Source organism: Herbiconiux sp. 11R-BC, from assembly GCF_049472555.1.
GTDB lineage: Bacteria > Actinomycetota > Actinomycetes > Actinomycetales > Microbacteriaceae > Herbiconiux.
In genome coordinates this window covers 228,021-245,350 of the sequence record NZ_JBCEBO010000006.1, presented here as the reverse complement: position 1 = coordinate 245,350, position 17,330 = coordinate 228,021, and the positions used below count along the sequence as shown (strand labels likewise).

13 protein-coding genes are annotated in these 17,330 nt (G+C 71.0%); 5 read left to right on the top strand and 8 right to left on the bottom strand.

The annotated features are described in order from the left end of the window. Positions 1-29: 29 nt before the first annotated feature. From VD659_RS15350 to VD659_RS15325, 6 genes are all read right to left on the bottom strand, one after another. Positions 30-998: a helix-turn-helix domain-containing protein gene (locus tag VD659_RS15350; protein ID WP_137837255.1), complete on the bottom strand. Its 969-nt coding sequence runs from the start codon at positions 996-998 to the stop codon at positions 30-32. Between the two features lie 126 nt (positions 999-1,124). After that, positions 1,125-2,597: an NAD-dependent succinate-semialdehyde dehydrogenase gene (locus tag VD659_RS15345; protein WP_423261939.1), complete on the bottom strand. Its 1,473-nt coding sequence runs from the start codon at positions 2,595-2,597 to the stop codon at positions 1,125-1,127. Continuing rightward, entirely contained in the window at positions 2,594-3,685 is a 1,092-nt protein-coding gene (hpaD, locus tag VD659_RS15340) for a 3,4-dihydroxyphenylacetate 2,3-dioxygenase (protein WP_423261938.1), read from the bottom strand. The genes VD659_RS15345 and hpaD overlap by 4 nt, the downstream gene beginning before the upstream one ends. Before the next feature lie 32 nt (positions 3,686-3,717). Next, complete coding sequence (gene hpaE / locus VD659_RS15335; RefSeq protein ID WP_423261937.1) at positions 3,718-5,259, bottom strand: 5-carboxymethyl-2-hydroxymuconate semialdehyde dehydrogenase; 1,542 nt, start codon at positions 5,257-5,259, stop codon at positions 3,718-3,720. A gap of 2 nt (positions 5,260-5,261) precedes the next feature. Further along, a complete protein-coding gene (locus VD659_RS15330) occupies positions 5,262-5,951 on the bottom strand; it encodes a GntR family transcriptional regulator (RefSeq protein ID WP_423261936.1) in 690 nt (229 codons plus the stop codon). Further along, on the bottom strand, positions 5,941-7,452 hold the full coding sequence (locus VD659_RS15325) for a fumarylacetoacetate hydrolase family protein (RefSeq protein ID WP_423261935.1): 1,512 nt from the start codon (positions 7,450-7,452) through the stop codon (positions 5,941-5,943). The genes VD659_RS15330 and VD659_RS15325 overlap by 11 nt, the downstream gene beginning before the upstream one ends. A 106-nt stretch (positions 7,453-7,558) precedes the next feature. Here VD659_RS15325 and hpaH point away from each other — a divergent pair, with 106 nt between their 5' ends. From hpaH to VD659_RS15310, 3 genes are all read left to right on the top strand, one after another. Next, a complete protein-coding gene (gene hpaH, locus VD659_RS15320) occupies positions 7,559-8,344 on the top strand; it encodes a 2-oxo-hept-4-ene-1,7-dioate hydratase (RefSeq protein ID WP_423261934.1) in 786 nt (261 codons plus the stop codon). Positions 8,345-8,421: 77 nt separating this feature from the next. Further along, entirely contained in the window at positions 8,422-9,159 is a 738-nt protein-coding gene (locus VD659_RS15315; RefSeq protein WP_423261946.1) for an HpcH/HpaI aldolase family protein, read from the top strand. A gap of 152 nt (positions 9,160-9,311) precedes the next feature. Next, positions 9,312-10,967 (top strand): thiamine pyrophosphate-binding protein, encoded by a 1,656-nt coding sequence (locus VD659_RS15310; RefSeq protein ID WP_423261933.1) that lies wholly within the window; start codon positions 9,312-9,314, stop codon positions 10,965-10,967. On the opposite strand, the gene VD659_RS15305 is transcribed toward VD659_RS15310, so the two are convergent. Next, a complete protein-coding gene (locus VD659_RS15305; RefSeq protein ID WP_423261932.1) occupies positions 10,951-12,843 on the bottom strand; it encodes an FAD-binding monooxygenase in 1,893 nt (630 codons plus the stop codon). The genes VD659_RS15310 and VD659_RS15305 overlap by 17 nt on opposite strands. 135 nt (positions 12,844-12,978) lie before the next feature. On the opposite strand from VD659_RS15305, the gene VD659_RS15300 reads away from it, so the two are divergent. After that, entirely contained in the window at positions 12,979-13,716 is a 738-nt protein-coding gene (locus VD659_RS15300) for an IclR family transcriptional regulator (protein ID WP_423261931.1), read from the top strand. Positions 13,717-13,727: 11 nt separating this feature from the next. Here VD659_RS15300 and VD659_RS15295 read toward each other — a convergent pair whose 3' ends face one another. Beyond that, positions 13,728-15,101 carry an MFS transporter gene (locus tag VD659_RS15295; protein WP_423261930.1) on the bottom strand — a complete coding sequence of 458 codons (1,374 nt, stop codon included), beginning with the start codon at positions 15,099-15,101 and terminating at the stop codon, positions 13,728-13,730. A 188-nt stretch (positions 15,102-15,289) separates the two neighbouring features. Between VD659_RS15295 and VD659_RS15290 the strand changes: the two genes are divergently transcribed. Then, positions 15,290-17,329, top strand: coding sequence for a primary-amine oxidase (locus tag VD659_RS15290; RefSeq protein ID WP_423261929.1), 2,040 nt, complete (start codon positions 15,290-15,292; stop codon positions 17,327-17,329). Position 17,330: the final 1 nt, after the last annotated feature.

Sequence of the window (17,330 nt, the reverse complement as noted above, 5' to 3'; positions counted from 1 at the left end):
AGATCGCGCCGSCCCCCTCTGCGTTCGCCTCAGCTCGCGCCCACTCGCAAGGAGCTCAGCCGCAGTTCGCTCGGCGAGCTCCCGTACGCCGCTTTGAAGACGCGGGAGAAGTGCGCAGCGTCGAGGAAGCCCCAGCGTGCCGCGATGGCGCCCACCGAGAGATGGGCGTTCAGCGGGTCGATGAGGTCGCGACGGCACTTGTCGAGCCGGCGCTCGCGGATCCAGGTCGACACCGTCGTGCCCTTCTCACGGAACAGCCCGTGCAGATGCCGGGTCGAGATGTAGTGCGCGGCCGCGATCTGCGTTGGCCCGAGCTCGGGCGAGCCGAGATGCCCGTCGATGTAGCCGCGGATCTGCTGCATCAGCACCTGGTGCGAGTCTCCCGTGGCCGCGTCGAGGTCGAGCTCGCTCGCGAACATCGTGGTGATGAGGTCGAGCGCGGTCTGCACGAGCCGCGGGCCCGTGAGGCCCCCGACACGGTCGATGTTCTGCGAGACGGTGTGCAGGAACGGGATGATCATCCCGCCGAGCCCGTCGTCGCTCGAGAAGCGGTGCGCCGTGAGCTGCCCCACCATCTCGGGCGGCAGACCGATGCTCTCGCGCGGGAACATCAGCACGAGCATCCGGATGTCCTCTTCGAACACGAGCGAATACGGCCGGTCGGTGTCGTAGATGGCCAGGTCGCCGGGCTGCAGCAGGGCCTCGCGGCCGTCCTGGATGAGCAGGCCGGTGCCCGCGACCTGCAGGCTCGCCTTGTAGAAGCGCGGATCCGCGGCCTCGATCAGGAGCGGCGTGCGCTCCACGACGTGCCGGGTCGCGGTGACCTCGGTGACGTGCACGGCGTCGACGTCGACGGTGCGCAGGCGCCCCCAGAAGGGGCCGGAGCCCACGCTCGTCACGTCGAGCGGAACGAAGGAACCGGCAACCGCGTCGCGGAACTCGCGGAAGCCGTTGGACACCGTCGACCGCACAGCAGCGGGGTTCGGGCGGGAGATCATGTCAGTCACGTATTACCACCTTGTAATAGCGAGTGGCCCGCCGGCGGGTGACGGCCGGGCTGGTGAGATTTTACCGCAGGGCGATCAGGCGATCGGGTGGAACCGCGAGGCTCCACCCGATCGTGATCACGCGAAGGGATCGGGGGTCAGCACGTACTTCGTCTCGAGGTACTCGTGGATTCCCTCGGCACCGCCCTCCCGGCCGAGCCCGGACTGCTTGACCCCGCCGAAGGGCGCCGCCGCGTTCGAGACCACGCCGGTGTTGAGCCCCATCATGCCGGTGTCGAGCGCGTCGATGAGGCGCTGGCCGCGGGCGAGGTCCTGCGTGTACACGTAGCCCACCAGGCCGTACTCGGTGGCGTTCGCCTGGGCGATCGCGTCGGCCTCGTCGGTGAAGCGGATGATCGACACGACCGGCCCGAAGATCTCCTCGCGCAGGATGTCGCTTCCGGCACGCACCCCGTCGAGCACCGTCGGCTCGAAGAACGAGCCCTCCCCCTGCACCGCCGACCCGCCGGCCAGCAGGATCGCGCCGCGATCGACGGCGTCGGAGACGAGCGAGCCGACCTTCTTCACCGCCTTGTCGTCGATCAGCGGGCCGATCGTCACGCCCTCCTCGGTGCCGCGCCCGATGCGGAAGGCCTTCACGCGCTCGGCGAGCCGGCGCCCGAACTCGTCGGCCACCGCCTCGTGCACGATGAAGCGGTTGGCCGCCGTGCAGGCCTGGCCGATGTTGCGGAACTTGGCCTGCAGCGCGCCCTCCACAGCCTTGTCGAGGTCGGCGTCGTCGAACACCACGAAGGGGGCGTTGCCGCCGAGTTCCATCGAGGTCTTGAGCACGTTGTCGGCGGCCTGCTTGAGCAGCCGCACGCCCACCGGCGTCGAGCCGGTGAAGCTCAGCTTGCGCAGCCGGGGGTCGGCGATGATCGCGCCCGACACGGGGCCGCTCGCCGTGGTGGTGATGACGTTCACCACGCCGGCGGGCAGGCCCGCCTCTTCGAGCAGCCGCACCAGGAAGAGGGTGGTGAGGGGCGTGAGCGCGGCGGGCTTGATCACCGAGGTGCACCCCGCGGCGATCGCCGGGGCGAGCTTGCGGGTGGCCATCGCGAGCGGGAAGTTCCACGGCGTGATGAGGAAGGCGGGTCCGACCGGGCGCTGGGTGACGATCATGCGCCCGGTGCCTTCGGGGTTCGAGCCGTAGCGGCCCGTGATGCGCACGGCCTCCTCCGAGAACCAGCGGAGGAACTCACCACCGTAGGCCACCTCGCCGCGCGCCTCGGCCAGGGGCTTGCCCATCTCCACGGTCATCAGCAGCGCGGCGTCCTCCTTGCGCTCCTGCAGCAGGTCGAAGGCGCCGCGGAGGATCTCGCCGCGCACCCGCGGCGGAGTCGCCGCCCACGACTCCTGGGCGGCCACGGCCGCGTCGAGAGCGCGGGCGCCGTCGTCGACCCCCGCGTCGGCGATCGTGGCGATCACGCGCCCGGTCGCGGGGTCGTCGACGTCGAGGGTCGCGCCGCTCGCCGCGTCGACCCAGTGGCCGCCGATGAAGAGCTGCTTCGGCACCTCCGCGAGCAGCGCGGCCTCGCGCTCGGCCGTCACAGCGACGCCCCGAGCTTGAAGCCGTGCTCGACGTCGTCCTTGCGGGTGTAGGAGAAGCCGTCGGCGCCGACCGTCACCGCCATTTCGCTGGCATCCGTGCGCTTGATCACCGGCTGCGGGTTGCCGTCGAGGTCGAGCACGAGCGAGGCCTCGGTGTACCAACTGGGCACCACCGGGTTGCCCCACCAGTCGCGGCGCTGGTTGTCGTGCACGTCCCAGGTGACAACCGGGTTGTCGGGGTCGCCGGTGTAGTAGTCCTGGGTGTAGATCTCGACGCGGTGGCCGTCGGGGTCGAGGATGTAGAGATAGAAGGCGTTCGAGACGCCGTGCCGGCCGGGGCCGCGCTCGATCAGGTCGCTCTTGCGCAGGGCGCCGAGCTTGTCGCAGATGTAGAGGATGTTGTGCTTCTCGTGCGTCGCGAACGCGATGTGGTGCATCCGCGGGCCGTCGCCGCCGGTGAGGGCGGTGTCGTGCACGGTGTCCTTGCGACGCAGCCAGGCGGCGTAGGTGACGCCGTCCTCGTCCTGGATGTCCTCGGTGACCCGGAAGCCGAGGTCTTCGAGGTACTTGCGACCCCGCGGCACGTCCGGCGTCACCTGGTTGAAGTGGTCGAGGCGCACCAGGGCGCCCGGTCCGTAGAGCTCGTAGCGCCAGGCGAGGCGCTCGACGTGCTCGACGGAGTAGAAGAACTCGTAGGGGAAGCCCAGAGGATCGGTGACCCGCACCGAGTCGCCCATGCCGTTCACGAAGCCGTCGCGGCGGCGTTCGGTGCGGCATCCGAGTTGCTGGTAGTAGGCCTCGGCCAGGTCGACGTCCTCGGGGGTGCGCACCCGGAAGGAGAAGGCGGCGACCGCGGCGACGGGGCCTTTGCGGAGCACGAGGTTGTGGTGGATGAACTCCTCGAAGGTGCGCAGATAGATCGCGTTCTCGTCCTCCTCGGTCACCACGAGGCCGAGGATGTCGACGTAGAACTCGCGCGAGCGGGCGAGGTCGGTCACCACGATCTCCATGTAGGCGCAGCGCAGGATGTCGGGCGGCGTCACCGAGGGGGTGGGGATCGGTGCGGTCAGGATGGTGGCATTCGTCATTGAACTGGGCTTTCTTGCTGGGGGATGCGGGGTCAGTGGGCGCCGAAGCGGGCGGTGTGCACCTCGCCGAGGGTGATGTGCACGGCCTGCTGGTCGGAGTAGAAGTCGAGCGAGCGGTAGCCGCCCTCGTGGCCGAGTCCGGAGGCCTTGACGCCGCCGAACGGGGTGCGGAGATCCCGCACGTTGTGCGAGTTGAGCCACACCATGCCCGAGTCGACGGCCTGCGCGAAGAGATGGGCGCGCTCGAGGTTCGAGGTCCAGATGTAAGCGGCGAGGCCGTACTTCACGCCGTTGGCGAGCTCCAGTGCCTCCTCCTCGGTGTCGAAGGGCGTGATCGCCACGACCGGGCCGAAGATCTCCTCCTGAAAGATGCGGGCATCCGGCTTCACGTCGACGAACACCGTCGGGGCCACGTAGTTGCCGGTGGGCAGGTGCTCCGGCCGGCCTCCGCCGGCCACGAGTCGGCCCTCGCCCTTGCCGATCTCGACGTAGCTCATGACTTTCGCGAAATGCTCGGGGTGCACGAGCGCGCCGACCTCGGTCTTGGGGTCGTGCGGGTCGCCCACCACGATGTTCCGGGCGCGGGCCGCGTAGCGCTCGACGAACTCCTCGTAGACGGCACGCTCGACGAGGATGCGCGAGCCGGCTGTGCAGCGCTCTCCGTTCAGCGAGAACACGCCGAACAGGGTGGAGTCGAGGGCGGCGTCGAGGTCGGCGTCGGCGAAGATCACGGCCGGCGACTTGCCGCCGAGCTCCATCGACATGCCCTTGAGGGTGGGCGCGCAGTTGGCGAAGATCAGCTGCCCGGTCGAGCTCTCGCCGGTGAACGAGATGAGCTGCACGTCGGTGTGCTTCACGAGTGCGTCGCCGGCCTCCTCGCCGAGACCGTTCACGAGGTTGAACACGCCGTCGGGCACGCCCGCCTCGCGGAAGATGTCGGCCCACAGGCTCGCCGAGAGCGGCGTGAACTCGGCCGGCTTCAGCACCACGGTGCATCCGGAGGCCAGGGCCGGAGCGAGCTTCCAGCTCTCGAGCATGAAGGGGGTGTTCCAGGGCGTGATCAGGCCCGCGACGCCCTTGGGCTTGCGGTTGACGTAGTTGAGCTGACGGCCCGGCACCTTGTAGGTGTCGTCGGCCTGCGCCACGATCAGGTCGGCGAAGAAGCGGAAGTTCTCGGCCGCGCGCTGCGCCTGGCCGAGCGCCTGCGTGATCGGCAGGCCCGAGTCGAACGACTCCAGCTCGGCGAGGCGTGCATCCCGCGACTCCACGATGTCGGCGATGCGGTTCAGGATGCGCGAGCGGGCTCGCGGCAGCATCCGTGGCCAGGGACCCTCGTCGAAGGCCTTGCGGGCGGCGGCGACGGCGAGGTCGATGTCGGCCTTCTGGCCGGCGGCGGCCGTCACGTAGTTCTGGTTCGACACCGGGTCGAGCACGTCGAAGGTCTCGCCGCCGACGCTGTCGACGAAGCGGCCGTCGATGTAGTGCTGGATCTTCTGCGGCAGGCCCTCGGGCACGTGCCGGATCGGGGTCTGGGTCTGGGTCTGGGTCTGGGTCTGGGGATCCTGGATGGTCATGCTCATCGTCCTTGGTTCGCTTGGTGGTTCAGGAGTGCGTCGAGGGTTCCGGTGCGGTGGGCGCGGGCCGCGAGCTCGATCTCGAGCGGGGCGGCGCCGGACTCGATCAGCTGCAGCAGCCGCTCGTGCTCCTCGACCGACTCGCGGGCGCGGCCCGGCACGAAGCTGAAGGTGGAGTCGCGCAGGAGGGCGAGCCGGTTCCAGCCGCGGTGCACCAGGTCGAGGATGTGCGGGTTCGGGCAGTGCTCGAAGATCACGGCGTGGAACTCGAGGTTCAGCTCGGTGAAACGGTGCGGATCGAAGTGCTCGAGGCACGCGGTCATCTCGGCGTTGATGTCCCGCGCCTCGACCAGGTCGAGCGATGAGACGAAGGGAGCGGAGAGCGCCGTCGCCTTGCCCTCGACCAGGCTCAGGGTCTCCATGGTGTAGAAGTACTCGCGCTCGTCGACCATGGCCACCTGCGCCCCGACGTTGCGCTCGAAGGTCACGGCCCCCTCGGCCTCGAGCCGGCGCACGGCCTCGCGCACGGGCACCACGCTCACGTCGAGCTGCTTGGCGATCTGGCCGAGGACCAGCCGGAAGCCCGGCGAGTAGCTGCCGTTCTCGATGCGTTCCTTGATGAAGGCGTAGGCGCGTTCCGACTTGCTGAGCGTCGTGGTCTCGGCCGGCCGCGGCTCGTTCTCATTCGCCATCGGGGGTGACCTCCTGCTGGTATCGGGCCTTCCAGGCCGCATTCATCGGGTACAGACCGTCGACCGACTCGCCCTCGGCGACCCGGGCGGCGATGAACTCCTCCTCGCGCTCCTGCGCGATGGCCGCGGCCACGACCTCGTCGACCAGGTGCGGCGGGATGACGAGCACGCCGTCGTCGTCGCCCACGATCACGTCGCCCGGCTGCACCGCGGCGCCGCCGCAGGCGATGGTCACGTCGACGTCCCACGGCACGTGCCGGCGGCCGAGCACGGCGGGGTGGCCGCCCTGGGAATAGGAGGGGATGCCGAGGTCGGCGACCGCGGCGATGTCGCGGATGCCGCCGTCGGTCACGATGCCGGCCGCCCCCCGCACCTGGGCGCGGAGCGCGAGGATGTCGCCGACCGTTCCGGTTCCGGCTTCCCCGCGCGCCTCGATCACGAGCACGTCGCCCGGGTTCAGTCCGTCGAAGGCGCGCTTCTGCGCGTTGTAGCCGCCCCCGTGGGAGGCGAAGAGGTCGGGCCGAGCGGGGATGAACCGCAGCGTGCGGGCGCGGCCGATCATCTTCCGGCCCGCTCGGGTCGGGCGCACCCCGTCGATGCTCGTGTCGTCGAAGCCGAGCTTGCGCAGTTGCGAACTGAGGGTCGCCGTGGCGACGGAAGCGAGCTTCGCCCGGCGGTCGTCGGTGAGCTGCCATTCCGGCTCGCGGCGCGCGGGGGCGAGGCCCGCGGCCTCCGCACTCCCCCAGGCCTCGGCGCGCTGCAGGTCGTCGATTCGGGGGCCCGCGCCGTTCGCGCCGACGGCGACCCGGCCCTCGGTGACGCGGGTCACGAGCCGGCCGGTGCTCGGCGAGCCCGCGGCATCCGGAGCGTCGACCTCGACCTCGACGGTCTGCCCGGGCACGACGACGCTCGACCCTGCCGGCGTTCCGGTGAGGATGACGTCGCCGGGCTCGAGGGTGATGAGCTGCGAGAGGTCGGCGACGAGCTGCGCGAAGGGGAAGACGAGATCGGCGGTCGTGTCGTCCTGCACGAGCACGCCGTCGACCCAGGTGCGGATGCGCAGGGCCGTCGGCTCGAGCGCGCGGGCGTCGAGCAGGGCCGGGCCGAGCGGGGTGAAGCCGTCGCCGCCCTTCGAGCGGAGATTCGAGCCCTTGTCGGCGTAGCGCAGGTCGTAGACGCCGAAGTCGTCGGCGGCGGTCACGGCGCCGACGTACGACCAGGCTTCGTCGCGGCTCACGTCGCGGGCCGCGCGGCCGATGACGAGCGCGATCTCGCCCTCGAAGGCGAGCAGTTCGGTGCCGAGCGGGCGCTCGATCTCGCCGCTGCCGGCGACGGAGGTCGTGGGCTTCAGAAAGTAGGAGGGCTGCTCGGGGGTGCGCCCGCGCTGGGCGATGCGGCTCGGGTAGTTCAGGTGCAGCGCGATGACCTTGCCGGGCCGGTCGGCTCCGGTGGGGTCGTAGGGCGCCGCCTGGGGCCCGGACGAGACATCTTCGTATGTCATGAGCACATCGTATACGATAAGATCGACGATGGGAACAAGCGAACGCGGCGCCCCGTCCGATCATGGCACCATGGGAGCCCGCGGTACACAGAGAGACGAGGACGTCATGCTCGACACGGAGACCATCGAGGCGATCGCCGACGAACTGGTGGAAGCGGCCAGGAACAAGGTTCCGATACCCCTCCTCACGGCCCGGCATCCCGGCATGACCGTGGAGGACTCCTATGCGGTGCAGTCGCTCTGGCGCCGCCGTAACGAGGAGTCCGGCCGCCGGCTCGCCGGGCGCAAGATCGGCCTGACCTCCAAGGCGATGCAGGCTGCGACGGGCATCACCGAGCCCGACTACGGCATCATCTTCGACGACATGATCCTCGAGACCGGCAGCGTGCTGCAGTGGGACGTCTACACGCACCCCCGGGTCGAGGTGGAGCTCGCGTTCCGTCTGAACCGCGATCTCGCAGGGCCCGGATGCACCCTGTTCGACGTGCTGGCGGCCACCGAGTACGTGGTGCCGGCCCTCGAGATCCTCGACTCCCGGATCGAGATGGAGGGGCGCACGATCGTCGACACCATCAGCGACAACGCCGCGATGGGCGTGATGGTGGTGGGCGGGCGCCCGGTGCGGCCCGACGAGATCGACCTGCGCTGGGCGGGGGCGATGCTCTACCGCAACGAGGGCATCGAGGAGACGGGGCTGGCGGGCGGAGTGCTCAACAACCCGGCCTCGGGAGTCGCGTGGCTGGCCAACAAGATCTCCGCCCACGGCGACGGGTTGAAGGCGGGCGAGCTCATCCTCGCGGGCTCGTTCACCCGGCCGATGTGGGTGTACGCCGGCGACTCGGTTTTCGCCGACTACGGACCGCTGGGGGTGGTGACGTGCCGCTTCCAGTGAACGGCTCCCCCGCACCCATCGACCCCGCGGGGGGCTTCTCGGCCGCCCTCTCGGCGCACGAGCGCCCGCTGGCCGGGATGTGGGTGTGCAGCGGCAGCCCGCTGATCGCCGAGCTCTGTGCCGGGTCGGGCCTGGACTGGCTGCTGATCGACGCCGAGCACAGCCCGAACTCGCTCGAATCGCTGCTGGCGCAGCTGCAGGCGGTGCACGGTTATCCGGTGCTCCCCGTGGTGCGGCCCCCGGTGCTCGATCCGGTGCTCATCAAGCAGTACCTCGATCTCGGAGCCCAGACCCTGCTCGTCCCGATGGTCGACACCGCCGAGCTGGCCGAGCTGGCGGTGCGGAGCGTGCACTACCCGCCCCGCGGCATCCGCGGTGTCGGCTCGGCTCTCGCACGCGCCTCGCGCTGGAACCGGGTGGAGGGCTACCTCGCCACCGCTGCCGAGCGCATCTCGCTGATCGTGCAGATCGAGTCGGCCGAGGCGGTGGCGAACATCGACGAGATCGTCACGGTCGAGGGTCTCGCGGGCGTGTTCATCGGCCCCTCCGACCTGGCGGCCTCGATGGGGGTGCTCGGCCAGCAGGACCATCCCGACGTCGTGGCGGCCGTCGAGCACTGCCTCGGCGTCGCCCGCGCCCACGGCCTGCCGGCCGGGGTCAACGCCTTCGTCGAGCCGCTCGCGCGGCGCTACCTGGCGGCGGGCGCCTCGTTCATCCTCGTGGGGGCCGACGTGGCGCTCCTGGCGCGCTCCTCGGAGGCGCTGGCGCAGACCTACGTCGCCTCCCCCGGATCGTCGGATCGCCCCAGCTACTGACCGTGCCCTCCCGGTGCGGAGGCTAGACTCGCAGCGTCCGGTCGGGCCTGCGCCCGCCCTGTGCTCGAAAAATGGGCACGAAGCCGAGCTGCACCGTCGCCGCGCGAGACACACACGGAATCCCACCGTCTGGCATCTCGAAAGGCATCCCCATGTCGACCGTCTCGGCGCACGTCGCGCACACCCTCGCCCACTTCGTCGACCACGTCTTCGGCGTGATGGGCAACGGCAACGCCTACTTCCTCGACGCCCTCGAGCGCGAGACGCCCGTGCGCTACACCGCCGTGCGGCACGAGGCCGGAGCGGTCGTGGCCGCCGACGCCTATTACCGGGCCGGCGGCGGGCTCGCCGCGGCGACCGCCACCTACGGCGCCGGTTTCACGAACACCCTCACGGCGCTGGCCGAGGCCGTGCAGGCGCAGGTTCCGCTCGTGCTGGTGGTGGGCGACGAGCCCACCTCCGGGCCGCGCTCGTGGGACGTCGACCAGATCGCCCTCGCCGCCGCGGTGGGGGCCCGCACCTACACCGTCGGCCGCGCCGATGCCGCCGCCACCACGGCGATCGCGGTGGAGCACGCGCTCGCCTACCGGGTGCCGACCGTGCTCGCCCTCCCCTACGACGTGGCCGTTCTCGAGGCCGGCCCGGTCGCGGAGGCGCCGTCGCCCCGCCTCCCGGCGCCCCTCGCGCCCGCCGGCGCGTTCGCCGAGGGCACGGTGCGCGAGCTCGCGCACGTGCTGGCCCACGCCGAGCGGCCGCTCCTGGTCGGCGGGCGTGGAGCCTGGGTGGCGGGCGCCGGGCCGGCGCTCGGCGCCCTGGCCGACGCCACCGGGGCGCTCACCGCCAGCACCGCGCTCGGCCGGGGGCTCTTCCCCCGCGCCGAATACGATCTCGGGGTGGTCGGCGGCTTCGGGGCCGAGGCCGCGATGGAGCTCATCCGCTCCGCCGACGTGGCCGTGGTCTTCGGCGCCTCGCTCAACGCGTTCACGATGCGCTTCGGCAACCTCTTCGCGCCCGGCACGCGCGTCTTCCAGGTCGACGTCGCCCCCACCGCCACGCACGCCCACGTCGGCGGCTACCTGCGCGGCGACGCGCGGCTCGTGGCGGAGGCCCTGCTCGCCGAGCTCGACGCGCCGAGAGCGACCGGCGCGGCCCACGGATGGCGCGGGTCGGCCGAGCTCGAGGGAATCCAGGCCCGCCATCCCGGCGAGGCCCTCGCGCCCGACGGCCGGCTCGACCCGCGCTCGAGCGCGCGGCGCATCGGTGAGCTGCTGCCCGACGACCGCGTCGTCGTCTCCGACGGCGGCCACTTCATCGGCTGGGCGAACATGTACTGGCCGGTGGCCGCCCCCGACCGGATGATCATGGTCGGCACCGCCTACCAGTCGATCGGGCTCGGTTTCGCGAGCGTGCCGGGCGCGGCGCTGGCGAAGCCCGGCTCGACAGTGGTGCTCACCACGGGCGACGGCGGCGGGCTGATGGCCCTCGCCGACCTCGAGACCGCGGTGCGGGTGGCCGGCGGCCGCGGACTCGCCGTGGTGTGGAACGACGCGGCCTACGGCGCCGAGGTGAACCTCTACGGGCTCAAGGGCCTCGCCGACGCCCCCATGCGCATCCCCGAGGTCGACTTCGCCGCCCTCGGCACCGCCGTCGGCGCCCAGGGAGTGGTCGTGCGCACCCTCGACGACCTCGACGCGCTGGCGGCCTGGACCGCGCGCCCCGCCGGATCACGGCCGTTCCTCCTGCTCGACCTCCGCATCTCCCCCGACGTGCTGTCGCCGCACCAGGAGGAGATCATCCGCGGCGGGTGAGGTGGTTGGCCGCGAAGAAGGTGGCGAGTTCGGTCGTGGCGGTGAGGGGCAGCACGTGCGCGACGTACTGGTCGGGGCGCACGACGACGACGCATCCGGAGCCGCGGTCGATGCCGCGGAGGGCGAAGATGTCGTCGCCCGGCGCGGCCGCATAGACCTTCTCGTAGTCGATCAGGCCGAACGGCCCCGTGCGCGGCAGGAACACGGGCGGCACCGATCCGATCTCGACCTCGGTGTGCGCCTGCGGGTACACCACCTTCACGTCGAACAGGCTGTCGAGGTCGGCGTGCTCGGGCGTGTAGGCGCGCACCGGTGACTCCGGCGAGCTCTCGAGCCACGCCGCCCACTCCTCGAAGTCGCGATCGCCGCCCGCGGCCGCGGCCGCACCGGGGAAGGCATAGAGCCGCCACCGGCCGTCGGCGCGGTGGTGGTGCCCGAGGTGCACGGGGTTGCCGTCGGCCACCCGCACGACCGGAGCCGACTTGAAGCGCTTGCCGATCGGGAACCCCGTGGCGAGCGCCTGGTGGGTCGCCTCGCCCACGAGCATCGACGGCGCGTACTCGGTCATGAACCCGGCCGGGAACTCGGCGGTGCGCACGTAGAACTCGCCCAGCTCGTGCGGGCTCTGGAATTCCTCGGGCTTCTTGGCCATGAGGGTCGACCACTCGCGGTCGAAGTCGATGAGGTTCTTGGCGATCACCTGGCGTTCGGCCGAATAGGTCTTGAGCAGCTCCGCCGAGCTGCGGCCGGTGAGCACGTGCGCGAGCTTCCAGCCGAGGTTGAAGCCGTCCTGCATCGACACGTTCATGCCCTGCCCGGCCTTGGCGCTGTGGGTGTGGCAGGCGTCTCCGGTGATGAACACGCGCGGGCAGCGGTCGTCGCCCTCCGGCACCTCGTCGAACTTGTCGGTGAGCCGGTGGCCCACCTCGTAGACGCTGTACCAGGCCACGTTCTTCACGTCGAGCGTGTACGGGTGCAGGATCGCGTTCGCCTTGGCGATCGCCGTCTCGACGCTCGTCTGCCGCACCGCGCCGTTGTCTCCGGGCGCGACCTCGCCGAGGTCGACGTACATGCGGAACAGGTGGCCGCCCTCGCGCGGGATGTGCAGGATGCTCCCGGCCTGCGACTGGATGGCGCACTTGGTGCGGATGTCGGGGAAGTCGGTGACGGCGAGCGTGTCCATCACCGCCCAGGCGTGCGCCGCCGAGGCGCCGACGAGGCTGCGGCCGATCGCCTCGCGCACACCGCTGCGGGCTCCGTCGCAGCCCACGACGTATTTGGCGCGCACCCGGCGCTGCTGTCCCTCGCGCGGCCCGGCCGTCTCGCGGAGCGTCACCGAGACGGGGAACTCCCCCTCCTCGGCCACCTCGAGACCCACGAACTCGAGCCCGAAGTCGGGCGTCATGCGCGACGGGGAGTCGGCCATCACCTCGGCGAAATAGTCGAGCACGCGGGCCTGGTTCACGATGAGGTGGGGGAACTCGCTCACGCCGGTGGCGTCGTCGACCGCGCGGTCGGTGCGCACGATCTTCGTCGGGTCGGCCGCATCCGGCCCCCAGAAGGCCATCTCGGTGATGCGGTACGCCTCGTCGGTGATGCGCCCGGCGAAGCCGAAGGCCTGGAAGGTCTCGACGCTGCGGGCCTGGATGCCGTCGGCCTGGCCGATCGCGAGACGGCCGGGGCGGCGCTCGACGAGCCGCGTGGTGATCTCGGGGAACTGGGAGAGCTGGGCGGCCAGGATCATCCCGGCCGGGCCCGCGCCCACGATCAGCACGTCGACCTCCTCGGGGAGCTCGGCCGGCCGGTCGAGGCCGGTTCCGGCGGCGGGGCTCACCCGCGGATCGCCGGAAACATAGCCGTGGTGGTGGAACTGCATGGGATTCCTCACGTGTCGTCATCGACTCGCCTCCGACATCCGCGTCGGAAGGTGTGTTCTAATAGTGAACACAAAGTTCTACTATTGGATTCGAGAGTAACCCGAACCCGATTCGGAATGCAACGGAGCACAGTCATGACCACGAATCAGAGCACGCCGGATGCCGCGGAGGCACCCGCGACCGGGCCCGCGTCGCAGACCCTCAGCCGCGGCATCCGCATCCTGGAGGTGCTCGCAGACGCGCGCCGCCCCCTCACCATCGACGAGACCGCCGGCGCGCTCGGTGTGCACCGCTCGGTGGCCTACCGGCTGATCCGCACGCTCGAGGCCCACGGTCTCGTCGAGCGCGAACCCGCCGGCGCCATCCGGCTGGGCGCCCGCCTGGCCGCCCTCGCCGCCGGCGTGGCGCACGACCTGCAGGCCGAAGCGCTTCCCGAGCTCACCGCCGCCGCCAACGAGCTCGGCATGACCTGCTTCCTCGTCGTGCTCGACCACGAGGAGTGCGTCACCCTGGCCAGCGTGGAGCCGAGGCACGCCGTGGCGACGGTGGCCCAGAGGCCGGGCACACGGCACCCGGTGTCGGTCGGCGCTCCCGGCAAGGCGATCCTCACGCAGCTGCCCGCGAGCGCCTGGCCCTCCGACGTGACCGCCGCCCTCGCCGGCGAGGTGCACGAGGCGGCGGTGCGCGGGTGGGCCGAGAGCCAGAACGAGGTCATCCCGAGCCTGCACGCGGTGGCGGTGCCGCTCGTGCTGCGCGGGCGGGCGCCGTCGGCGCTCGCGGCCGTGTATCTCCCCACCGACCGCGACGCCGCCTCCGTCGCCGCTCGCCTCCTCGACTCGGCAGCCGTCATCCGCGCCGCCCTCGGCGGCTGACCAGTGGGCGATCAGGCGCGCTTGGCCCCGCGGAGGGGGCTCGCCGCCTGCTCGGCCTCGTGGTCGGGGCCGAGCGGGATGCCGCTGCGGTCGCGCAGGAGCAGCGTCGCCACCAGGCCGACGAGCGTCATGCCCACCAGGTACCAGGTCACCGACAGCGTGGTGCCGGTCGCCTGCACCAGCGCCGTGGCGATCGTGGGGGCGAAGGCGCCGCCGAGGATGGCGCCGATCGCGTAGGAGATCGAGACGCCGGAGAAGCGGATCGAGGCCGGGAAGAGCTCGGAGTACAGGGCCGCCTGGGGTCCGTAGGTGAAGCCGAGCCCGATGGTGAGCACGGCGACGCCGGCGAACAGGCCACCGACCGTGCCGGTGTTCACCAGCGGGAACAGCGCGAACACCCCCACGAGCTGCAGCACCCAGCCCACGATGTAGGTGGTGCGACGGCCGATGCGGTCGGAGATCCAGCCCGCGAAGAAGGTCGACAGCAGCCAGGTGACCGCGCTGCCCGCCACCGCCCAGAGCACCGGGCCGCGCTCGAGGCCGATCGGCCCCTCGGGGTTCGTGGCGTAGTTCTGGATGTAGCCGCCGGTGGTCATGTAGCCCACGGCGTTGTTGCCGGCGAAGACGAGCGCGGCGACGATCACGGGCAGCAGATGCTTCTTGAACAGCTGCACGATCGGCATCCGCGCCTTCTCCTTGCGCGCGGCGAGCTCGGCGAACACCGGGCTCTCCTCCACCCGGCGGCGCACCCAGTAGCCGATGAGGATGAGCACGACGCTGAGCAGGAACGGCACGCGCCAGCCCCACTCGAGGAAGGCGTCTCCCGGCGCGATCACGGCCATCAGAGCCATCACGCCCGAGGCGAGCAGCAGACCGAGCGGCACCCCGAGCTGGGGTGCGGCGCCGAAGAGGCCGCGCTTCTTGGTGGGGGCGTGCTCGACCGCCATCAGCACCGCGCCTCCCCACTCGCCGCCGGCCGAGATGCCCTGCACGATGCGCAGGAAGATCAGCAGGAGCGGCGCCGCGACGCCGATCTGCGCGAAGGTCGGCAGGAGGCCGATCAAGGCGGTCGCCGTGCCCATCAGCACGAGGGTGAGCACGAGCACCACGCGGCGCCCGTACTTGTCGCCGAAGTGCCCGGCGAGGAAGGCGCCGAGCGGGCGGAACAAGAAGCTCACGCCGACGGTGGCGAACGAGAGCAGGATGGCGGCCTGCTCCCCCGCGGGCTTGAAGAACAGCTGACCGAACACCAGGGCGGCCGCCGAGGCGTAGATGAAGAAGTCGTACCACTCCACGGTCGTGCCGATGATCGTGGCGAAGACCACCCGGCGGCGGTCTGCGACCGCGGCCAATGATCCCGTGGGAGTGAACCCGGTTGCGCTCATGCGTCGTACTCCTTCGTACTGCGACATCGTCGTCCGCCCCGAGCTCCCTCCACGAGGAAGGACGGCGCGCTGTCCGATAGATAATATACGATTTAGAGTACGAAACAAATCAGCGTTGATCGACTCTGGCGCGAACACTCCTGGACGTTTATTATCGAGCAACCGCTCAACAAAAGAAGGATGCCGCCATGGCCGACTCGCCCCGACTCCGCTCCTCGCTCTCCGCCGCCGAGATCGACGCCGTGCGCGCCGCCGTCGAGGAGGCGGGTCTCGGCGGCAGCGGCGTGCGCTACTCCTACCTCGCGGTGCGCGAGCCCGACAAGGCACTCGTGCGTTCGGGAGCATCCGTCCCCCGGGAGGCGGGCGTGCTGCTCACCGACCTCGCCGCCGAAGGCGGGCCCCGGCTCCGGGATGTCGTGGTGTCGCTGGACGAGGGCGTGGTCACCGCGGTGCGCGAGCTCGATCCGGCGCGCGACGGCTGGGGGCCGACCTTCGACGAGGACTTCGCTACCGCCGAGGCGCTCCTCAAGGCGCACTCCCCCTGGGTCGAGGCGCTCGCCCGCCGCGGAGTCACCGACCTCGACCGGGTGCGCGTCGTCGCCCTCTCGGCGGGCGTCTTCGGCTACGACGACGAGGTCGGGCACCGGGTGTTCCGGGCGCTCGCCTTCTGGCAGGAGCATCCGCGCGATCTGGCCTGGGCGCATCCGATCGACGGCGTGGTGGCCCACGTCGACGTGACGAACGGCACGGTCCTGCGTCTGGTGGAGACGGAGGTGGTGCACGTGCCGCAGGAGTCGGGCGACTACCTCGACCCCGCCGTGCGCGGGCCCGAGCGCACCAGCCTCAAGCCCATCAGCATCACGCAGCCCGAGGGGGTATCGTTCTCGCTCGAGGACGACGTGCTCTCCTGGGAGGGCTGGCAGGTGCGGCTCGGCTTCAACGGGCGCGAGGGGCTGACGTTGCACGATCTCGGCTACGTCGACGGTGGCCGCCTCCGGCCGATCATCACCCGGGCCTCCGTCTCCGAGATGGTCGTGAACTACGGCGACCCCACCCCGACGCACGCCTGGCAGAACTACTTCGACGTGGGCGAGTACCAGTTCGGGCGGCTCGCGAACTCCCTCGAGCTCGGCTGCGACTGCCTCGGCGACATCACCTACCTCGACGCCGTGGTGGCCGACGACCTCGGCGCACCGAAGACCATCCGCAACGCGATCTGCATCCACGAGGAGGACTACGGCATCCTCTGGAAGCACAACGACGAATTCGCCGGAACCTCCGAGACCCGGCGGCAGCGACGGCTGGTCATCTCGTTCTTCGTGACGGTGGGCAACTACGACTACGGGTTCTACTGGTACCTGTACCTCGACGGCACGATCTCGCTCGAAGCCAAGGCCACCGGGATCGTGTTCACCTCGGGGCACCCGGGCGGCGACTACCCCTACGCCACCCTGCTCGCCCCGGGCCTCGGCGCGCCGGTGCACCAGCACCTGTTCAGCGCCCGGCTCGACATGGCGGTCGACGGCGACCTCAACGCGGTCGACGAGATCGACGTGGCGCGGGTGGCCTCGGGCCCGGGCAACCCCTGGGGCAACGCCTTCACCCGCACGATCACGCGTCTCGGCACCGAGAAGGCCGCGGTGCGCGACGCCGACCCGCTCGCCGGCCGGGTCTGGCGCATCAGTTCGGCCACCGAGCGCAACCGCATGGGCGAGCCGACCTCGTATGTGCTGATTCCCCAGGGCACGCCGACGCTGCTCTCGAGCGACGACTCCTCGGCCCGGGCCCGGGCGGGATTCGCCACCCACCACCTCTGGGTGAGCCGCTACGACCGCGAGCAGCTCTGGGCGGCGGGACGCACGGTGAACCAGCATCCGGGCGGCGCCGGGCTACCCTCGTACGTGGAGGCCGATCGCGACATCGACGGGCAGGACCTCGTGGTGTGGCACACCTTCGGCCTCACGCATTTCCCGCGCCTGGAGGACTGGCCGATCATGCCCGTCGACTACGCCGGCTTCACGCTCAAACCGCACGGTTTCTTCGACCGCAACCCCACGCTCGACGTTCCCGCCACGCCGGCCGGTTACTGCGCCCCGGGCCACGACCACGGCAGTCACGACCACGCCGGTCACGGCCACGGCAGTCACGGCGTCGAGCCCGTCATCGCGGCGGCCGGCGAGGTCGGCCACGACCCTGCTCCAGGCGGACACGCCCAGCACGAGCACTGAG